14 protein-coding genes, 3 tRNA genes and 1 pseudogene are annotated in these 15,219 nt (G+C 73.3%); 9 read left to right on the top strand and 9 right to left on the bottom strand.

Annotated elements, in window-relative coordinates; all coding sequences use genetic code 11:
* Positions 1-207: 207 nt before the first annotated feature.
* Positions 208-1,212, bottom strand: coding sequence for an aldo/keto reductase (locus AA75_RS42965; RefSeq protein ID WP_033825985.1), 1,005 nt, complete (start codon positions 1,210-1,212; stop codon positions 208-210).
* Positions 1,209-1,679 carry a MerR family transcriptional regulator gene (locus tag AA75_RS42960; protein ID WP_082527267.1) on the bottom strand — a complete coding sequence of 157 codons (471 nt, stop codon included), beginning with the start codon at positions 1,677-1,679 and terminating at the stop codon, positions 1,209-1,211. Before AA75_RS42960 ends, AA75_RS42965 begins: the two co-directional genes overlap by 4 nt.
* 107 nt (positions 1,680-1,786) lie before the next feature.
* Here AA75_RS42960 and AA75_RS42955 point away from each other — a divergent pair, with 107 nt between their 5' ends.
* On the top strand, positions 1,787-2,620 hold the full coding sequence (locus tag AA75_RS42955) for a serine hydrolase (protein ID WP_033825984.1): 834 nt from the start codon (positions 1,787-1,789) through the stop codon (positions 2,618-2,620).
* Positions 2,621-2,642: 22 nt separating this feature from the next.
* On the opposite strand, the gene AA75_RS42950 is transcribed toward AA75_RS42955, so the two are convergent.
* Complete coding sequence (locus AA75_RS42950; protein WP_033825983.1) at positions 2,643-3,419, bottom strand: pirin family protein; 777 nt, start codon at positions 3,417-3,419, stop codon at positions 2,643-2,645.
* Between the two features lie 197 nt (positions 3,420-3,616).
* Here AA75_RS42950 and AA75_RS42945 point away from each other — a divergent pair, with 197 nt between their 5' ends.
* The 5 genes from AA75_RS42945 to fabF all read left to right on the top strand — a co-directional run bounded on the left by AA75_RS42945 (position 3,617) and on the right by fabF (position 8,579).
* Positions 3,617-4,813 carry a CdaR family transcriptional regulator gene (locus AA75_RS42945; protein WP_082527268.1) on the top strand — a complete coding sequence of 399 codons (1,197 nt, stop codon included), beginning with the start codon at positions 3,617-3,619 and terminating at the stop codon, positions 4,811-4,813.
* 89 nt (positions 4,814-4,902) lie between these two features.
* Positions 4,903-5,847, top strand: a complete 945-nt coding sequence (locus AA75_RS42940) for an ACP S-malonyltransferase (RefSeq protein ID WP_033825982.1) — start codon at positions 4,903-4,905, stop codon at positions 5,845-5,847.
* Positions 5,844-6,875: a beta-ketoacyl-ACP synthase III gene (locus tag AA75_RS42935; protein WP_033825981.1), complete on the top strand. Its 1,032-nt coding sequence runs from the start codon at positions 5,844-5,846 to the stop codon at positions 6,873-6,875. Before AA75_RS42940 ends, AA75_RS42935 begins: the two co-directional genes overlap by 4 nt.
* A 94-nt stretch (positions 6,876-6,969) precedes the next feature.
* The gene (locus AA75_RS42930) at positions 6,970-7,212 is read left to right on the top strand and encodes an acyl carrier protein (protein ID WP_033825980.1); all 243 of its coding nucleotides are present in this window, start codon (positions 6,970-6,972) and stop codon (positions 7,210-7,212) included.
* A gap of 101 nt (positions 7,213-7,313) precedes the next feature.
* Complete coding sequence (fabF, locus tag AA75_RS42925; protein ID WP_033825979.1) at positions 7,314-8,579, top strand: beta-ketoacyl-ACP synthase II; 1,266 nt, start codon at positions 7,314-7,316, stop codon at positions 8,577-8,579.
* Positions 8,580-8,597: 18 nt separating this feature from the next.
* Here fabF and AA75_RS46820 read toward each other — a convergent pair.
* A pseudogene (locus tag AA75_RS46820) lies at positions 8,598-9,071 on the bottom strand (DUF3145 domain-containing protein); the annotation flags it as partial.
* A gap of 355 nt (positions 9,072-9,426) precedes the next feature.
* Positions 9,427-10,446, bottom strand: a complete 1,020-nt coding sequence (locus AA75_RS42920) for an NADP-dependent oxidoreductase (RefSeq protein ID WP_033825978.1) — start codon at positions 10,444-10,446, stop codon at positions 9,427-9,429.
* Positions 10,447-10,554: 108 nt separating this feature from the next.
* Between AA75_RS42920 and AA75_RS42915 the strand changes: the two genes are divergently transcribed.
* Together AA75_RS42915 and AA75_RS42910 are read left to right on the top strand one after the other, a co-directional pair.
* Positions 10,555-11,019, top strand: a complete 465-nt coding sequence (locus AA75_RS42915; RefSeq protein ID WP_082527266.1) for a MarR family winged helix-turn-helix transcriptional regulator — start codon at positions 10,555-10,557, stop codon at positions 11,017-11,019.
* A gap of 131 nt (positions 11,020-11,150) precedes the next feature.
* Entirely contained in the window at positions 11,151-12,650 is a 1,500-nt protein-coding gene (locus tag AA75_RS42910; protein ID WP_033825976.1) for an LCP family protein, read from the top strand.
* Here AA75_RS42910 and AA75_RS42905 read toward each other — a convergent pair.
* A complete protein-coding gene (locus tag AA75_RS42905; protein WP_033825975.1) occupies positions 12,637-13,548 on the bottom strand; it encodes a 1-aminocyclopropane-1-carboxylate deaminase/D-cysteine desulfhydrase in 912 nt (303 codons plus the stop codon). The genes AA75_RS42910 and AA75_RS42905 overlap by 14 nt on opposite strands.
* A 137-nt stretch (positions 13,549-13,685) precedes the next feature.
* Positions 13,686-13,759 (bottom strand) — tRNA-Ile (locus AA75_RS42900).
* 253 nt (positions 13,760-14,012) lie between these two features.
* On the opposite strand from AA75_RS42900, the gene AA75_RS42895 reads away from it, so the two are divergent.
* The gene (locus tag AA75_RS42895) at positions 14,013-14,774 is read left to right on the top strand and encodes a serine protease (protein WP_033825974.1); all 762 of its coding nucleotides are present in this window, start codon (positions 14,013-14,015) and stop codon (positions 14,772-14,774) included.
* A gap of 100 nt (positions 14,775-14,874) precedes the next feature.
* Here AA75_RS42895 and AA75_RS42890 read toward each other — a convergent pair.
* Together AA75_RS42890 and AA75_RS42885 are read right to left on the bottom strand one after the other, a co-directional pair.
* Positions 14,875-14,947 (bottom strand) — tRNA-Asn (locus AA75_RS42890).
* Between the two features lie 32 nt (positions 14,948-14,979).
* A tRNA-Asn gene (locus AA75_RS42885) sits at positions 14,980-15,055 on the bottom strand.
* Positions 15,056-15,219 lie beyond the last annotated feature (164 nt).

Below are 15,219 nucleotides of genomic sequence, written 5' to 3'. Positions count from 1 at the left end.
GCGCCCTGCCGTTCGGCCCGGTCCGGCCCGCGCCCGAAGGCGCCGACGCCACCACCCGGCTGGCCGCCTGGCTGGGCCGGGCCGTCTGAGCCACCGGTCCGTGGACCGCGGCCGCACCGGCCGCGGCCCACGAGCGGCGGCTCGCGGGCGGCGGCTCGCGGGCGGCTGCGAGCGCCCGGTCACTCGTCCCCGGTCACTCGCGGCCGGTCACTCCCGGCCGGCCGAGGTGAACGTCATGTCGGCGTAGCGGTCCCCGGTCACCTGCCCGGCGACCGGCTCCAGCGCCGCCAGCTCCGTGGCCGTCAGCCGTAGCGTGGCGGCCGCGGTGTTCTCGGCCAGCCGGGTGCGCTTGCGGGTGCCGGGGATCGGGACCACGGTCAGCCCGTGCACCTCGGCCCGCTGGTGCACCCAGGCCAGCGCGACCTGTGCGGCGGTGACGCCGCGCTCGGCGGCGACCTTCTGGATCGGCGCCACCAGCGCGGCGTTGCGGGCCGCGTTCTCCCCGCTGAACTGCGGGTGGCTGCGCCGGTAGTCGTCCGCGGCGAGCTGCTCGGCGGCGGTGAACGCGCCGGTCAGGAAGCCCCGCCCGAGCGGCGAGTACGGCACGAACGCGACCCCCAGCTCGGCCGCGGCGGGCACCGCGGTCCGCTCGACGTCCCGGGAGAACACCGACCACTCGGACTGCAGCGCGGCGATCGGGTGGACCGCGTGCGCCTCGCGCAGCTCGTCCCCGGTCACCTCGGACAGCCCGAGGTGGCGGACCTTGCCCGCCTGCACCAGCTCCGCCATCGCGCCGACCGACTCGGCCAGCGGCACCCGCGGGTCGCGGCGGTGCATGTAGTAGAGGTCGATCACCTCGACGCCCAGCCGCCGCAGCGAGGCGTCGACGGCGGCCCGGACGTACGCCGGGTCGTTGCGCACCCCGCGGTAGGAGGGGTCGTCGGCGCGGCGCTCGATCGCGAACTTGGTGGCCAGCACCACCCGGTCCCGGTTGGCCCGCACGAACGGGCCGATCAGCTCCTCGTTGTGGCCGGACCCGTAGACGTCGGCGGTGTCGAAGAGGGTGACGCCGGCCGCAAGCGCGGCATCCAGGGTGGCGAGTGCCTCGGCGGTGTCGGTCGGACCGTAGAACTCGCTCATGCCCATGCAGCCCAGGCCCTGGCTGCCGACGACCGGGCCGCCGGTGCCGAGCGCGGTGGTGGGGAGGGTCATGCGCTCTCCTTCTGCTCCCCGGCGTCGGGGAGACGTGAGTACAGGTCGATCTTGTAGTCGAGGACGGCGAGGGTCGCGTGCAGGTCGGCGAGCTTGCGCCGGACCTCTTCGCGGTGCGCGAGCAGCAGGTCCCGCCGCCGGTCGTAGGTGTCGGCGCCGAGGCGGACCAGTTCCACGTAGCGGAGCATGTCGGCGACCGGCATGCCGGTCAGCCGCAGCCTGCCCAGGAAGGCCAGCCGGGTCAGGTCGGCGTCGCTGTAGCGGCGCTGCCCCGAGTAGGAGCGGTCGACGGGGTCGAGCAGACCGATCCGCTCGTACCAGCGCAGCGTGTGCGCGGTCAGGCCGCTGGCGGCGGCGACCTCGCCGATGGCGTGCCGCGGGGTCCGGTCCGCGGGCAGGTCCGCCTGCCGGTGGTAGGCCTCCTCGCAACTGAGCAGGTCGGCCTCGATCGGTGCGAGCGTTGCCATGGTGTGACCCCCGGTGATCGGCGACGACTACGAAACTAGCGAGTTGGAGTGCACTCCAAGCAAGCCTCGCACGCGTGGCGGCCGCCCCGATCGCTAGAGTTCCGGCCATGCAGAGCTTGCGGATGATCGAGGACTGGCCGGTGCCGAACGCTGCGGCGGCGGTGGTACGGAGCGCCGACGGCGCGGTGCTGGGCGGGCACGGCCCGCAGCAGCAGCTGTTCCCGCTGGCGTCGGTGACCAAGCTGCTCACCTCGTACGCCGTGCTGGTCGCGGTCGAGGAGGGGGTCTTCGAGCTGGACGACCCGGCCGGCCCGGAGGGTTCGACCGTCCGGCACCTGCTGGCCCACACCTCGGGGCTGGCCTTCGACGAGCACCGGGTGATGGCCGCGCCCGGGAACCGGCGGCTGTACTCCAACGCGGGTTTCGACGTGCTGGCGCAGACCCTTCAGCAGGCCGCCGGGATCGAGTTCGGGAAGTACGTCGCCGAGGCCGTGTTCGAGCCGCTGGGGATGCACTCCTCCCTGATCAACACCGCGCACCGCTCGCCGGCCGGCGCGGGCGGCCTGTCCACGGTGGCCGATCTGGCGCTGTTCGCCGCCGAGTTGCAGGCCCCCCGGCTGCTCGACCCGGGCACCGTGCACACCGCCACCCGCGAGGTCGCGTTCCCCGGCACCAGCGGGGTGCTCCCCGGCTTCGGCCACCGCCGGCCCAACGACTGGGGTCTGGGCTTCGAGATCCGCGGCGACAAGGCCCCGCACTGGACCGGCACCGCCAGCTCGGCCGGGACCTTCGGCCACTTCGGCCAGTCCGGCACCTTCCTGTGGGTCGACCCGGCCGCCGGGGCGGCCTGCGTCGCCCTCACCGACCGCGACTTCGGGCCGTGGGCCGCCGAGGTGTGGCCGCGGTTCACCGACGCCGTGCTGGCCGAGCTGAACGGCTGAGCCCCGGCCGCGCCGGCCGCGCTCACCCCAGCACGAGCCCGGAGTGCATCTCCAGCAGCAGCAGTTGGGTACCGTCCGGACCGGCCACCGGGTCGGCGAAGGCCGGTCCGGTGATCCGGACGCTGTCGCCGGGCTCCAGCGAGCGGCCGCCGCCCTGCGGGCCCGGCACCGTGCGGTAGCCGACCGAACCCACCGTCAGGTGCGCGTACCGGTACGGCGCCTGCGGCAGATCGGGCAGCGGCTGCCACGGGCCGGCCGTGACCAGGTGCAGCGCGGCGTCGCTGCGGCGCAGCCGCAGGGCCGCGGTCCCGGCGTCCCGGGCCAGGCCCGAGGCGAGCAGGGTCAGTCCGCCGGGGTCCGGGTCGACCCGGCGCAGCCCGTACGCCGGGTCGGCGGCGAACTCGTCAGGCTGGAGCCAGAGCTGGACGAAGCGGACCGGCGTGTCGGCGCCGCCGACGTTGCGCTCGGTGTGCCGGACGCCGCGCCCGGCGCTGAGGTGCTGGAGCATGCCGGGGCGGACCACGCCGGCGTGGCCGTCGCCGTCCCGGTGGGCGAGCGCACCGGAGACCACCCAGGTCAGCAGCTCGGTGTCACGGTGCAGGTGCTCCTCGTACCCGGCGCCGGGGGCGAGGGTCTCCTCGTTGCAGGCGAGCAGCGCGCCGAAGTGGGTGTTCTTCGGGTCGTAGTGCCCGGAGAAGGAGAAGGCGTGCCGGGTCTCGATGCCCGCCGCCGGGGTGGAGAGGTAGCGCTCGGGGGCCCGGCGCAGGTCGGCGCGGGGGCGCTCTCGGGTGTCGGTCACGGTGCCTACCGTAACGGGTGTGACCTGGCCCACCCGGTGGTTCCGGTGGGGGTGTGCACCAGCATGTCCCCGGGTGAGGCAGTCTTGTTCCTGTGCCAGCCGCTTCAGCGAGTCCCGACAAGAAGTCCGCCGCCAAGAAGGCGGCGCCCGCCCGTCCAGCCGCGGCCAAGCCGCCCGCCACCGGCCGGACCGGCCGGCTGACGGCGCAGGAGCGCAAGCTCGCCGCCGAGCGCGCCGAGCTGCGGGTGGCGACCCTCAAGCGGTTGGAGAAGTCCGCCGGGAAGCTCGCCACCGCCGCCATCGCGCGGATGGACGACCAGCTGGCCTGGTACCGGCGGATGCCGCCGGAGCACCGGTCCTGGATCGGCCTGGTGGCCCAGGCCGGCATCGCGGCCTTCACCGAGTGGTACCGGCACCCGGAGGCCCCGCAGGCGATCTCCACGGACGTCTTCGGCACCGCGCCGCGCGAGCTGACCCGGGCCATCACCCTGCGCCAGACGGTCGAGCTGATCCGCACCACGATCGAGGTGATGGAGGAGGCCATCGAGGAGGTGGCCGCCCCGGGCGACGAGGCCGGGATGCGCGAGTCGGTGCTGGTGTACGCCCGCGAGATCGCCTTCGCCACCGCCCAGGTGTACGCCCAGGCCGCCGAGGCGCGCGGTGCCTGGGACGCCCGGCTGGAGGCACTGGTGGTCAACTCGCTGCTGTCCGGCGACGCCGACGAGGGCGTGCTGTCGCGGGCGGCGGCGCTCGGCTGGGGCCAGCCCAAGCAGGTCAGGGTGGTGATGGGCAGCGCGCCGGACGGGGACAGCGAACTGGTGGTGGAGGCGATCCGGCGGGCCGCCCGGTACGCCAAGCTGCACGTGCTGACCGGGGTGCTCGGCCGGCGGCTGGTGGTGGTGGTCGGCGGTGACAAGGAGCCGGTGCACGCGGCCCGGGCGCTGATCGGCCAGTTCGCCCCCGGCCCGGTCGTGGTCGGCCCGACCGTGGGCGACCTGCTGTCGGCGACCCGCTCGGCGCACGCGGCCGCCGCCGGTCTGCGGGCCTGCGCGGCCTGGCCGGACGCGCCGCGCCCGGTGCTGGCCGACGACCTGCTGCCGGAACGGGCGTTGGCGGGCGACGAGGTGGCCCGGCAGCAGTTGGTGGAGGAGATCTACACACCGCTGGAGGAGGCCGGGTCGGCACTGCTGGAGACGCTGAGTGTCTACCTGGAGCAGGCGTCCTCACTCGAAGGGGCCGCCCGGATGCTCTTCGTTCACCCAAATACCGTGCGCTACCGGCTGCGTCGTGTGACGGACGTCACCGGCTATGCTCCGTCCGACGTACGTTCGGCCTTCACCCTGCGCATCGCCCTTGCGCTCGGACGCCTGGGCTCGGTGGCCGAGCAGGGCTGAGGCACTGTGGAGACTCCACAAGCCGACGTGCTTTTCTTCGTTACCGTCGCCTACCCGCCCCCGGGCGTCCGGCGAGAGAGGGTTGAACCGTGCTCGTAATCGTCGCCCCTGGACAGGGTGCCCAGACTCCCGGCTTCCTCAACCCCTGGCTTGAACTGGACGGCGCCGCCGACCGGCTGCGGCAGTGGTCGACCGTGGCCGGCCTCGACCTGGTCCGCTACGGCACCGAGGCCTCCGAAGAGGAGATCAAGGACACCGCCGTCGCCCAGCCGCTGCTGGTCGCGGCCGGGCTGCTGACCGCCGGCGAGCTGTTCCCGGCCGGCCCGGTGCCGCGCGAGCTGGTCGGCGCGGTGGCCGGCCACAGCGTCGGCGAGATCACCGCGGCCGCGCTGGCCGGGGTGCTGAGCGCCGAGGACGCGCTGGTCTTCGTCCGTGAGCGCAGCCTGGGGATGGCCGACGCCGCCGCGCGGACCGCGACCGGGATGACCGCCGTGCTCGGCGGGGACCCCGAGGCGGTGGCCGCGAAGTTCGCCGAGTACGGCGTGACCGCGGCCAACAACAACGGCGGCGGCCAGCTGGTGGCCGCCGGCACGCTGGACCAGCTGGCGGCGCTGAAGGCCGACCCGCCGGCCGGCGCCCGGCTGATCCCGCTGAAGGTCGCGGGCGCCTTCCACACCGAGCACATGGCCCCCGGGGTGGAGCGCCTGGAGAAGCTGGCGCCGACCCTGAGCACCGCGGACCCGCTGGTCACCTACGTCTCCAACCGGGACGGTGAGGCCGTCGCCACCGGTGCCGAGGTGCTCTCCCGCCTGGTCGCGCAGGTCTCCAACCCGGTCCGCTGGGACCTGTGCATGGAGACCATCCAGCAGCTGGGTGCGACCGCCGTGATCGAGCTGTCGCCGGCCGGCACCCTCACCAACCTGGTCAAGCGCAACGTCAAGGGTGTCGCGACGCTGGCCCTGAAGAGCCCCGCCGACCTCGACAAGGCCCGTGAGCTCGTCGCGGTCCACGGCGGTCAGGAGAACGACGCATGACCAACCCGCAGATCAGGCCCGCCACCGGCGCCCAGTTCTCCCGGATCCACGGTGTGGGCGGCTACCGCCCGGTCCGGGTGATCCCCAACGCCGAGGTGCTCAACTGGATCGAGTCCTCGGACGAGTGGATCCGCTCGCGCAGCGGCATCGCCGAGCGCCGCTGGGCCGGTCCCGAGGAGACCGTCGCCGAGATGTCGGTGCAGGCGGCCGGCAAGGCGATCGCCCAGGCCGGGATCGCCCCCGAGCAGATCGGCGGCGTCATCGTGGCGACCGTCTCGCACCTGAAGCAGACCCCCGCCATCGCCACCGAGATCGCCGAGCGGCTCGGCTGCGGCACCGCACCGGCGTTCGACATCTCGGCCGCCTGCGCCGGCTTCGGCTACGGCCTGGGCCTGGCCGACGGCATGGTGCGCGGCGGCAGCGCCGAGTACGTGCTGGTGATCGGCGTCGAGCGGCTCAGCGACCTGACCGACACCTCGGACCGCTCCACCGCCTTCATCTTCGGTGACGGCGCGGGCGCGGCCATCGTCGGCCCGTCCGAGGTCCCCGGCATCGGCAAGGTGATCTGGGGTTCGGACGGTTCGCAGCGCGACGTCATCTCGCAGACCCAGGCCTGGGACACCGCGTTCGCCAAGGAGGACGCCGTCAACGGCGCCGGCGACGAGGTCAAGTGGCCGGCCCTGCGGATGGAGGGTCAGACCGTGTTCCGCTGGGCGGTCTGGGAGATGGCGAAGGTCGCGCAGCAGGCGCTGGACGCCGCCGGGATCACCGCCGACCAGCTCGGCGCGTTCATCCCGCACCAGGCCAACATGCGGATCACCGACACGATGATCAAGGCACTCAAGCTTCCCGAGTCGGTGCCGGTGGCCCGCGACATCGTCGAGACCGGCAACACCTCCGCCGCCTCCATCCCGCTGGCGATGGAGCGCATGCTGGAGAGCGGTGCGGCGAAGAGCGGCGACCTGGCACTGATCATCGGGTTCGGGGCGGGTCTGGTCTACGCGGCCGCAGTCGTTACTCTCCCCTAGGCATCCAAGCCACCGAGGGCATCCCCGCCGTCGAGGAAAACCTGCGACGGTCCGCCGGACCGTTCGCTTTCAACACCGAAGAGGAGCAGCCACTATGGCTACCAAGGACGAGGTTCTGGCCGGTCTCGCCGAGATCGTCAACGAGATCGCCGGCATCCCGGCCGAGGACGTCGAGCTCGACAAGTCCTTCACCGACGACCTGGACGTCGACTCGCTGTCCATGGTCGAGGTCGTCGTGGCTGCCGAGGAGCGCTTCGGCGCGAAGATCCCGGACGACGAGGTCAAGAACCTCAAGACCGTCGGCGACGCGGTGGACTTCATCATCGCCAACAGCTGATCACCGGCTGAACGGCCGGGGTGCCCAACCGCACCCCGGCCACCCCTCCCCTCCCGCTCGGCCCGCCCCTCCCCTGAACAACGTGAGAGAAGAAGAAACCAGTGACCGCTGAAAACCGCACCGTGGTCGTCACGGGTATCGGCGCCTTCACGCCGCTGGGCGGCGACGCCGCCTCGTTCTGGGAGGGCCTGCTCGCCGGCCGTTCCGGGGTCGCCGCACTGACCGAGGAGTGGGCCGCCGACCTGCCGGTCCGGATCGCCGCGCGCACCGCCGTGGAGCCGGGCGAGATCCTGCCCCGCCCGCTGGCCCGCAAGCTGGACCGCTCGGCGCAGTTCGCGCTGATCGCCGCCCGCGAGGCCTGGGCCGACGCCGGGTACGAGACCCCGGCCACCGATCTGTCCTCCAAGCTCGCCCCCGAGCGCCTGGGCGCCGTGATCGCCTCCGGCATCGGCGGCGTCACCACCCTGCTCGACCAGTACGACGTGCTCAAGCAGCAGGGCGTACGCAAGGTCTCCCCGCACACCGTGCCGATGCTGATGCCCAACTCCCCGGCCGCCAACGTCGGTCTGGAGGTCGGCGCCCGGGCCGGCGTGCACACCCCCGTCTCCGCCTGCGCCTCCGGCGCCGAGGCGATCGGCTACGCGATCGAGATGATCCGCAGCGGCCGCGCCGACGTCGTGGTGGCCGGCGGCACCGAGGCCGCGATCCACCCGCTGCCGATCGTCGCCTTCTCCAACATGATGGCGATGTCCAAGAACAACGACGACCCCGAGCACGCCTCCCGCCCGTACGACAAGGGCCGGGACGGCTTCGTGCTCGGCGAGGGCGCCGGCGTGGTCGTGCTGGAGTCGGCGGAGCACGCCGCCGCCCGCGGCGCCCGGATCTACTGCGAGGCCGTCGGCCAGGGCCTGTCCTCGGACGCCCACCACATCGCCCAGCCGGAGCCGACCGGCGCCGGTGTGGCCCGTGCCATCGCCGACCTGTTCGAGCGCAACGACCTGGACAAGGCCGAGGTGGTGCACGTCAACGCGCACGCCACCTCCACCCCGCAGGGTGACACCGCCGAGGTGAAGGCGCTGCGCAAGGAGCTCGGCGAGCACCTGGACCACGTCGCGATCTCGGCGACCAAGTCCATGACCGGCCACCTGCTCGGCGGCGCCGGCGGCATCGAGACCGTCGCGACCGTGCTGGCCCTGCACCACCGCCTGGCACCGCCGACCATCAACGTCGACCAGATCGACGACGACATCGACGCGGACATCGTCACCGGTGAGCCCCGCAAGCTGCCCGAGGGCCGGATCGCGGCGCTCAACAACTCGTTCGGCTTCGGCGGCCACAACGTGGTGCTGGCCTTCCGCTCGGCCTGACGGCCCGACGGACCCTGAACGCACCGGGGCGCCCTCGCCGGCGTAGCGGAACGGCTCCAACTCGTCGTCCCAGGGCTTGCCGAGCAGCCGGGCGAGGTCGGCCTCCAGGTCGCCTCCCTCGTTGCGGGAGCGCAGCAGGACGGCGCGCAGCCGGTCCTCGGGGATCAGGATGTCGCCGTGCAGGCCGGTGACGGCGTGGAAGATGCCCAGGCTGGGCGTGCTGCTGTAGCGCTCGCCCTCGGCGGTGGCGCAGGGCTCGCTGGTGACCTCGTAGCGCAGCAGCTGCCAGCCGCGCAGGGCGGAGGCCAGCCGGGAGGCCGTCCCGGGCTCGCCCTGCCAGGACAGTTCGGCCCGCCACTGACCGGGCGCGGCGGGTTGCCGGATCCAGTCGAGGCTGACGCGTACACCGAGCACGCCCGCGACCGCCCACTCGACATGCGGGCACAGCGCGCGGGGCGCGGAGTGGACGTACAGGACTCCACGTGTCGACACCGGGACCTCCAGGCTGTGGACGAGGGTCGCCTTCCCCAGCTGCCTCGTGCCCATCGCCGGTAGGTACCGTCTACCCCCGTGACGCTCAACTTATTCGACATTAGGTCATCAAATTGAGCAAAACGGACAAGCTTTCACCCAATGTTAGTCGGATCCCCGGGGAGGTCCACCCCCGCTCGGGATCTCTCCCCCGAACGGACCTATCGGCCGGCCGGGGCGGTCGCGGCCACGCTATCGGCCGACGGCGCGGGCCGGGTGACGGTCCGTCGGAAAGCCGGGTGGCGCCCGCGCCGAGCGCCCGTACCCGAACCGCCCCGCACACCGGGCGGTGTGCGGGGCGGCGGGGGGTGGACGGTCAGAGCTTGACGACCATCTTGCCGGTGTTGGCACCGCGCAGCAGGCCGATGAAGGCGTCGGCGGCGTTCTCCACGCCCTCCACCACGGTCTCGTCGTAGCGCAGTTCGCCGCTCTTCAGCCAGCCCGCCATGTCGGCGACGAACTGCGGCTGGAGCGCGGCGTGGTCGCCGACCAGCATGCCCTGCAGCCGCAGGCGCTTGCCGATGGCCAGCGCCAGGTTGCGCGGTCCGACCGGCGCGCCGGTGTCGTTGTACTGGGCGATGGCGCCGCAGAGGGTGGCCCGGCCGTGGACGTTGAGCGCGCCGATCGCGGCCTCCAGGTGGTCGCCGCCGACGTTGTCGAAGTACACGTCGATGCCGTCCGGGGCGGCCTCGGCGAGCTGGGCGGCCACCGGTCCCGCCTTGTAGTCGAAGGCGGCGTCGAAGCCGTAGCCGTCGACCAGGGTGGCCACCTTCTCGGCGGAGCCCGCCGAGCCGATGACCCGTGCGGCGCCCTTGAGCCGGGCGATCTGGCCGACCAGCGAACCGACGGCGCCGGCCGCGCCGGAGACGAAGACGGTGTCGCCCTCCCGGAAGGAGGCCACCTCGAGCAGACCGGCGTAAGCGGTCAGGCCCGGCATGCCCAGGACCCCGAGGTAGTAGGAGAGCGGTGCGAGCTCCGGGTCGACCTTGACCGCGCGCGCCGCGTCCAGGGTCGCGTACTCGCGCCAGCCCAGGCCGTGCAGGACGGCGTCGCCGACCTGGAAGCCCTCGGCCTGGGAGGCGACCACGTACCCGACCGCGCCGCCGTCCATCGTCTCGCCGATCCCGAACGGCGGAACGTAGGACTTCACGTCGTTCATCCGGCCGCGCATGTAGGGGTCCACCGACAGGAACGCGTTGCGGACCAGGATCTGCCCCGGGCCGGGCTGCCGGACCGGTGCCTCGACCAGGGCGAAGTCCGCCGGGGTCGGCCAGCCCTGCGGACGGGCGGCCAGCTGCCACTCGCGGCCGGTGGTGGGCGTCGCCTGCTCTGCCATGTCCTGCTCCTTGCACGTTCGATGATCCGTAGGCCCACCTGAAAGGTTGACCAGCTAAAGCAATCGTGCGGATAAAAGGTTCAGGTTGTCAAATGTTCAGCTAGACTGATGTCCATGGAGAAGCAGCAGCCGCCCGCCGACGCGATCACCCGCGAGGTCGTCGACCTCATGGCGAGCCTGGTCGCGCTCTTCCACCGCGAGTACGAGGAGGCGGCCGCCGCCCGCTCGCTGACCGGCGCCCAGGCCAAGGTGCTCGGCCTGCTGCGGCGCGGCCCGATGCCGATGCGGCACATCGCCCAGACCCTGGCCTGCGAACCTTCCAACATCACCGGCATCGTGGACCGCCTGGAGTCCCGCGGCTTCGTCACCCGCGAGGCCGACCCGCTGGACCGCCGGGTCAAGCTGGTGGCCGCCACCGAGGCCGGCGGCCTGGCCACCGACGAGCTGCGCGAGTCGCTGAACTTCGCCCGCGAGCCGCTGGCCGCGCTCGACGACGACGAGCGCCGGCACCTGCGCGACCTGCTGCGCAGGATGCTGGAGGGGGCCGATTCGGCCGAGGCGGCCACCGGCTGACCCGCCCCGGTGCGGGCCGGCACGAAGTTCGGCCCTGCGAGGTGTAACCGGACACGCCGCTGGTCCGTCTATTGATCTGGACCGTACGTGTACCCGTGGCGCCCGCCACACCTGGCAGAGAGCGCTGAGCGATGACCGACCGCACCTCCCGGCCCGCCAAGACCCGCCGGGGCCGGATCGCCCGTGGACTCGGCGCCACCGCCGCCGTCCTGGTGGTCGCCACCGCCGGCGTCGGGGCCTGGTTCTACCAGCGCCTCGACCACAACATCAGCACCTTCTCGGCGGACGGCGTCGCCACCAGCCGGCCGCCGGCCGGCCCGACCGCGAGCGGGGGCGGACGCCCGGTCAACATCCTGCTGCTCGGCTCCGACACCCGCCAGGACGGCAACGGCGACCTCGGCGGCGGCGAGGAGGGCGTCGGCCACTCCGACACCGCGATCCTGCTGCACGTGTACGCGGACCACAAGCACGCCGTCGGCGTCTCGATACCCCGCGACACCCTGGTCACCGTCCCCGCCTGCCGGCTGCCGAGCGGCAGCTGGTCGCAGGCGCGGACCAACCAGATGTTCAACTCGGCCTTCACGGTCGGCGAGTACCCGCAGGGCAACCCGGCCTGCACCCAGAACACCGTCGAGGCGCTGACCGGCCTGCGGGTCGACCACACCATCGTGGTCGACTTCAAGGGCTTCGCGGCGATGACCGAGGCGGTGCACGGAGTCGACGTCTGCGTGCCCAACGACGTCAACTCCTACGGCATACACCTGGCCAAGGGCCGGCAGACCGTCTCCGGGCAGCAGGCGCTCGACTACGTCCGCGCGCGGCACGGCTTCGGCGACGGCTCGGACATCGGCCGGGTGAAGCGGCAGCAGGCCTTCATGTCCTCGCTGATCAAGAAGATCCGCAGCCAGGGCTTCAACCCGACCACCCTGCTCCCGCTCGCCGACGCGGCGACCAAGTCGCTCACCGTCGACCCGGAGCTCGGCTCGGCCGTCAAGCTCGCCGACTTCGCCCAGTCGCTGCAGGGCATCGACCTCGCCGACATCTCCTTCGTCACCGTCCCCTGGCGCTACCAGGGCGAGCGGGTCGCCCTGGTCCACCCCGACGTGGACGCCCTGTGGGCGCTGCTGCGCCAGGACCGCACCCTGACAGGCCAGTCGGCCGCCGACCCGTCGGCCACCGCCTCGCCGTCGGCCCCGCAGTTGCCGTCCCCGACGGCCACCGCGCCGGCCGCGGGGGACGTCCCGCTCACAGTGCACAACGCCTCCCGGGCCGGCGGGCTCGGCGGCCAGGCCGCGGCGGACCTGAGAACCAAGGGCTACCTCCAGGTCACCGTCGGCCCGGACACGGCCTTCCGTCGCACCACCCTGATCGGGTACGCCCAGGGCCAGCAGGCCGCCGCCGACCGGCTCGCACAGCTGTTCCCCGGCGCCGAGGTGCAGCCCGACCCGGCCGCCGACGGCCTGACCGTGACCCTCGGCCGGGACTACGCCGCCACCCGTACCACCGGGCCCGACGCCGACGGCACGGCGGCCGGCACACCGACCGCGCTGCCCACCGGCATCCCGACCGGGATCACCGAGAACACCCGCCCGGCCGACAGCGACCTCTGCGCCGACCTCAGCTTCGGCTGAGGTCGGTCAGGGGATCGGGGAGCCCCGTGACGACCACGGTGACCCGGGTGCCGGCGGCCAACTCCCGGGCCGCCGCCAGGTCGTGGACGGCCTTCAGCGCCTTCGCCACGTACCGCCGCTCGACCGGCACCCCGTGCCGGCGCCCGAACCCGGCGGCGAAGGCCTCCAGCTCGGCGGGCACCCGGCCGTAGCCGCCGCCGTGGTGCCCGTGGTGGATCCGCCAGTTGCCGAACTCCCGCCCGTACGCGGCCCGGTGCAGCCGCGTCACCTCCCCCTCCAGGTAGCCCTCGCCGCGCAGCACCGCCACCCCGAGCGCCCGCGCCCCCGGCGGCAGCCCGGCCGCGATGCCGGCCAGCGTCCCGCCGGTGCCGACCGGGCAGCACACCAGGTCCCGCTCCCCCAGGCCGGGTATCTGCCCGGCGAGTTCCCCGGCGACCACGGCGGCGCCGCGCACCGCGAGCGCGTTCGACCCGCCCTCGGGCAGCACCAGGTACCCCTCCCTGGGCTCGCCTCCCCGCACCACCAGCTCCCGGTACACCGAGCGCGGGACGAACTCCAGCACCATCCCCGCCGCCTCCGCCGCCCGCAGCGACCAGTTGCGCGGCGCCGCCGCCAGCTCCTCGCCACGGATCACCCCGACGCTCGCCAGCCCCAGCCCCCGCGCGGCCGCCGCCACCGCCCGCACGTGCGTGGAGTACGCCCCGCCGTACGTCAGCAGCCCCCGGTGGCCGGCCAGCAGCGCGGGCCGCAGATTGGGCGCCAGCTTGCGCCACTTGTTGCCGGGCACCGTCGGGTGCGCCAGATCGTCCCGCTTCAGCAGGAGCTCCACCCCGGCGGCGGCGAACAGCGGGTCGGCGACCGGGGTCAGCGGGGTGGGCAACGCCGCGGGAGTGAGCACCGGGTCAGCATACGAAGCCCTCGACGGGTCCTTCGCGGGCGGAGCGCCCCACCGGGCCGAGGACCCCGGTGTGTCGGTGCCGGTCCGGCACCGGCGCCTGCCCTAGAGTTCTCGCAGGCACAGACCGGTGCGTCGAGTGGGGCGGGTGGGACTCGAACCCACGACCAAGGGATTATGAGTCCCCTGCTCTAACCGGCTGAGCTACCGCCCCCGATTCGACCAGCTGGCGCACCGGCAGGCCGGCCGTTCCAGCAGCAGACGGCCCCTCAGGGCCGTCCCCGGCAGCATAGCCGGTCGATCACCTGCGGTGCGCGCCGGGGGCGCAACCGGGTACGCCCCCCTGAGCCCGTTCCACCACCCACCTGGCGGACCCGCGGGCCGGGCTGGTAGATCTTGGATCCGGGCCCCTCGCGGAGCGGGCCGCGCGGGACGTACCAACGGGGAGCGGGAGCACGGGGAGCAGGATGGACCGGACTGGACGGGTACGGCGGGCCCTGCGGCCGGCCGTACTGCTGCTGGCCCTGGCCGCGACCGCGTGCGGCCTGCTCGACGACGGCGGCTCGCAGCGCTGGGGCTCCCGGCTGACCGCCCGTCCGGCGCCCGCCGACGCCGCCGACGACCGGATCGGCGCGCTCTTCCTGGCAGAGCTGAACGGCCCGCGGATGTGCACCGCCAGCGTGGTCGCGAGCCCGCACCGCAATCTGCTGGTCACCGCCGCGCACTGCGTCCACAGCACCGAGCGCGGCCGCTTCGACGACCTGGTCTTCGCCCCCGGCTTCCGCGACGGCATCGCCCCGTACGGGGTGTGGCCAGTGGCCTCCGTCACGGTCGACCAGCACTGGACCGACAGCGAGGACCCCGACTACGACGTGGCCTTCCTCACCGTGCAGTCCGTCCAGGGTCAGGAGATCCAGGACCTGCTCGGCGCCAACCGGCTGGTCACCGGCCTCGGCTTCGACCTGCCGGTCTCGGTCACCGGCTACCCGAACGAGCGCGGCGCCCCGGTCACCTGCTCCAACCGGACCACCTCGCAGAGCCCGACCCAGAGCCGGTTCGAGTGCTCCGGCTACACCGTCGGCACCAGCGGCAGCCCCTGGCTCACCGGGAACGGGCAGCTGGTCGGCGTGATCGGCGGTTACCAGGAGGGCGGGGACACCGACGCGGTGTCCTACAGCGTCGCCTTCGACCAGCGGGTCGACGACCTCTACCGGCGGGCCACCGCCTGACCGCGGGCGCCGGGCGCGCGAACCGGGCGGGGGAACACGAAAGCCCCCCGGTCTGCCGAGGGGCCGTCGCTCTGTACCGATCGTCTCCGGAGAGGCGAAGCTCCCCCAATTGGACTCGAACCAATAACCTGCCGATTAACAGTCGGCTGCTCTGCCAATTGAGCTATGGGGGACTGCACAGCGGGACGATCCGGAGGGACCGTCCTGGCTCCCCCAATTGGACTCGAACCAATAACCTGCCGATTAACAGTCGGCTGCTCTGCCAATTGAGCTATGGGGGATCGATCTTCTGCCGTCCTCCCGGATCCCTCCGGGTCTTCGGCGCTCGCTGCGGGACATACATTAGCGCACTCAGGGGGGTGTTCCGCCAATCGCTTCCGCCCGCCCCCGCCGGGACCGGGCGGGCCCCGGCCCCGGCGGCCCGGTCGGCGCGCCCCGCGCGCGC

The organism is Kitasatospora sp. MBT63 (assembly GCF_000710465.2).
In the GTDB taxonomy this organism is placed as follows: domain Bacteria; phylum Actinomycetota; class Actinomycetes; order Streptomycetales; family Streptomycetaceae; genus Kitasatospora.
The sequence above is the reverse complement of the archived record's forward strand: the minus strand, read 5'-3'. Positions and strand labels throughout refer to the sequence as shown.

Bases quoted from the DNA above. Each gene is read 5' to 3' on its own strand.
- AA75_RS42965 (WP_033825985.1), bottom strand. From the start codon at position 1,212: ATGACCCTCCCCACCACCGCGCTCGGCACCGGCGGCCCGGTCGTCGGC.
- AA75_RS42960 (WP_082527267.1), bottom strand. From the start codon at position 1,679: ATGGCAACGCTCGCACCGATCGAGGCCGACCTGCTCAGTTGCGAGGAG.
- AA75_RS42955 (WP_033825984.1), top strand. From the start codon at position 1,787: ATGCAGAGCTTGCGGATGATCGAGGACTGGCCGGTGCCGAACGCTGCG.
- AA75_RS42935 (WP_033825981.1), top strand. From the start codon at position 5,844: ATGACCAACCCGCAGATCAGGCCCGCCACCGGCGCCCAGTTCTCCCGG.
- AA75_RS42930 (WP_033825980.1), top strand. From the start codon at position 6,970: ATGGCTACCAAGGACGAGGTTCTGGCCGGTCTCGCCGAGATCGTCAAC.
- AA75_RS42920 (WP_033825978.1), bottom strand. From the start codon at position 10,446: ATGGCAGAGCAGGCGACGCCCACCACCGGCCGCGAGTGGCAGCTGGCC.
- AA75_RS42915 (WP_082527266.1), top strand. From the start codon at position 10,555: ATGTCCATGGAGAAGCAGCAGCCGCCCGCCGACGCGATCACCCGCGAG.
- AA75_RS42910 (WP_033825976.1), top strand. From the start codon at position 11,151: ATGACCGACCGCACCTCCCGGCCCGCCAAGACCCGCCGGGGCCGGATC.
- AA75_RS42895 (WP_033825974.1), top strand. From the start codon at position 14,013: ATGGACCGGACTGGACGGGTACGGCGGGCCCTGCGGCCGGCCGTACTG.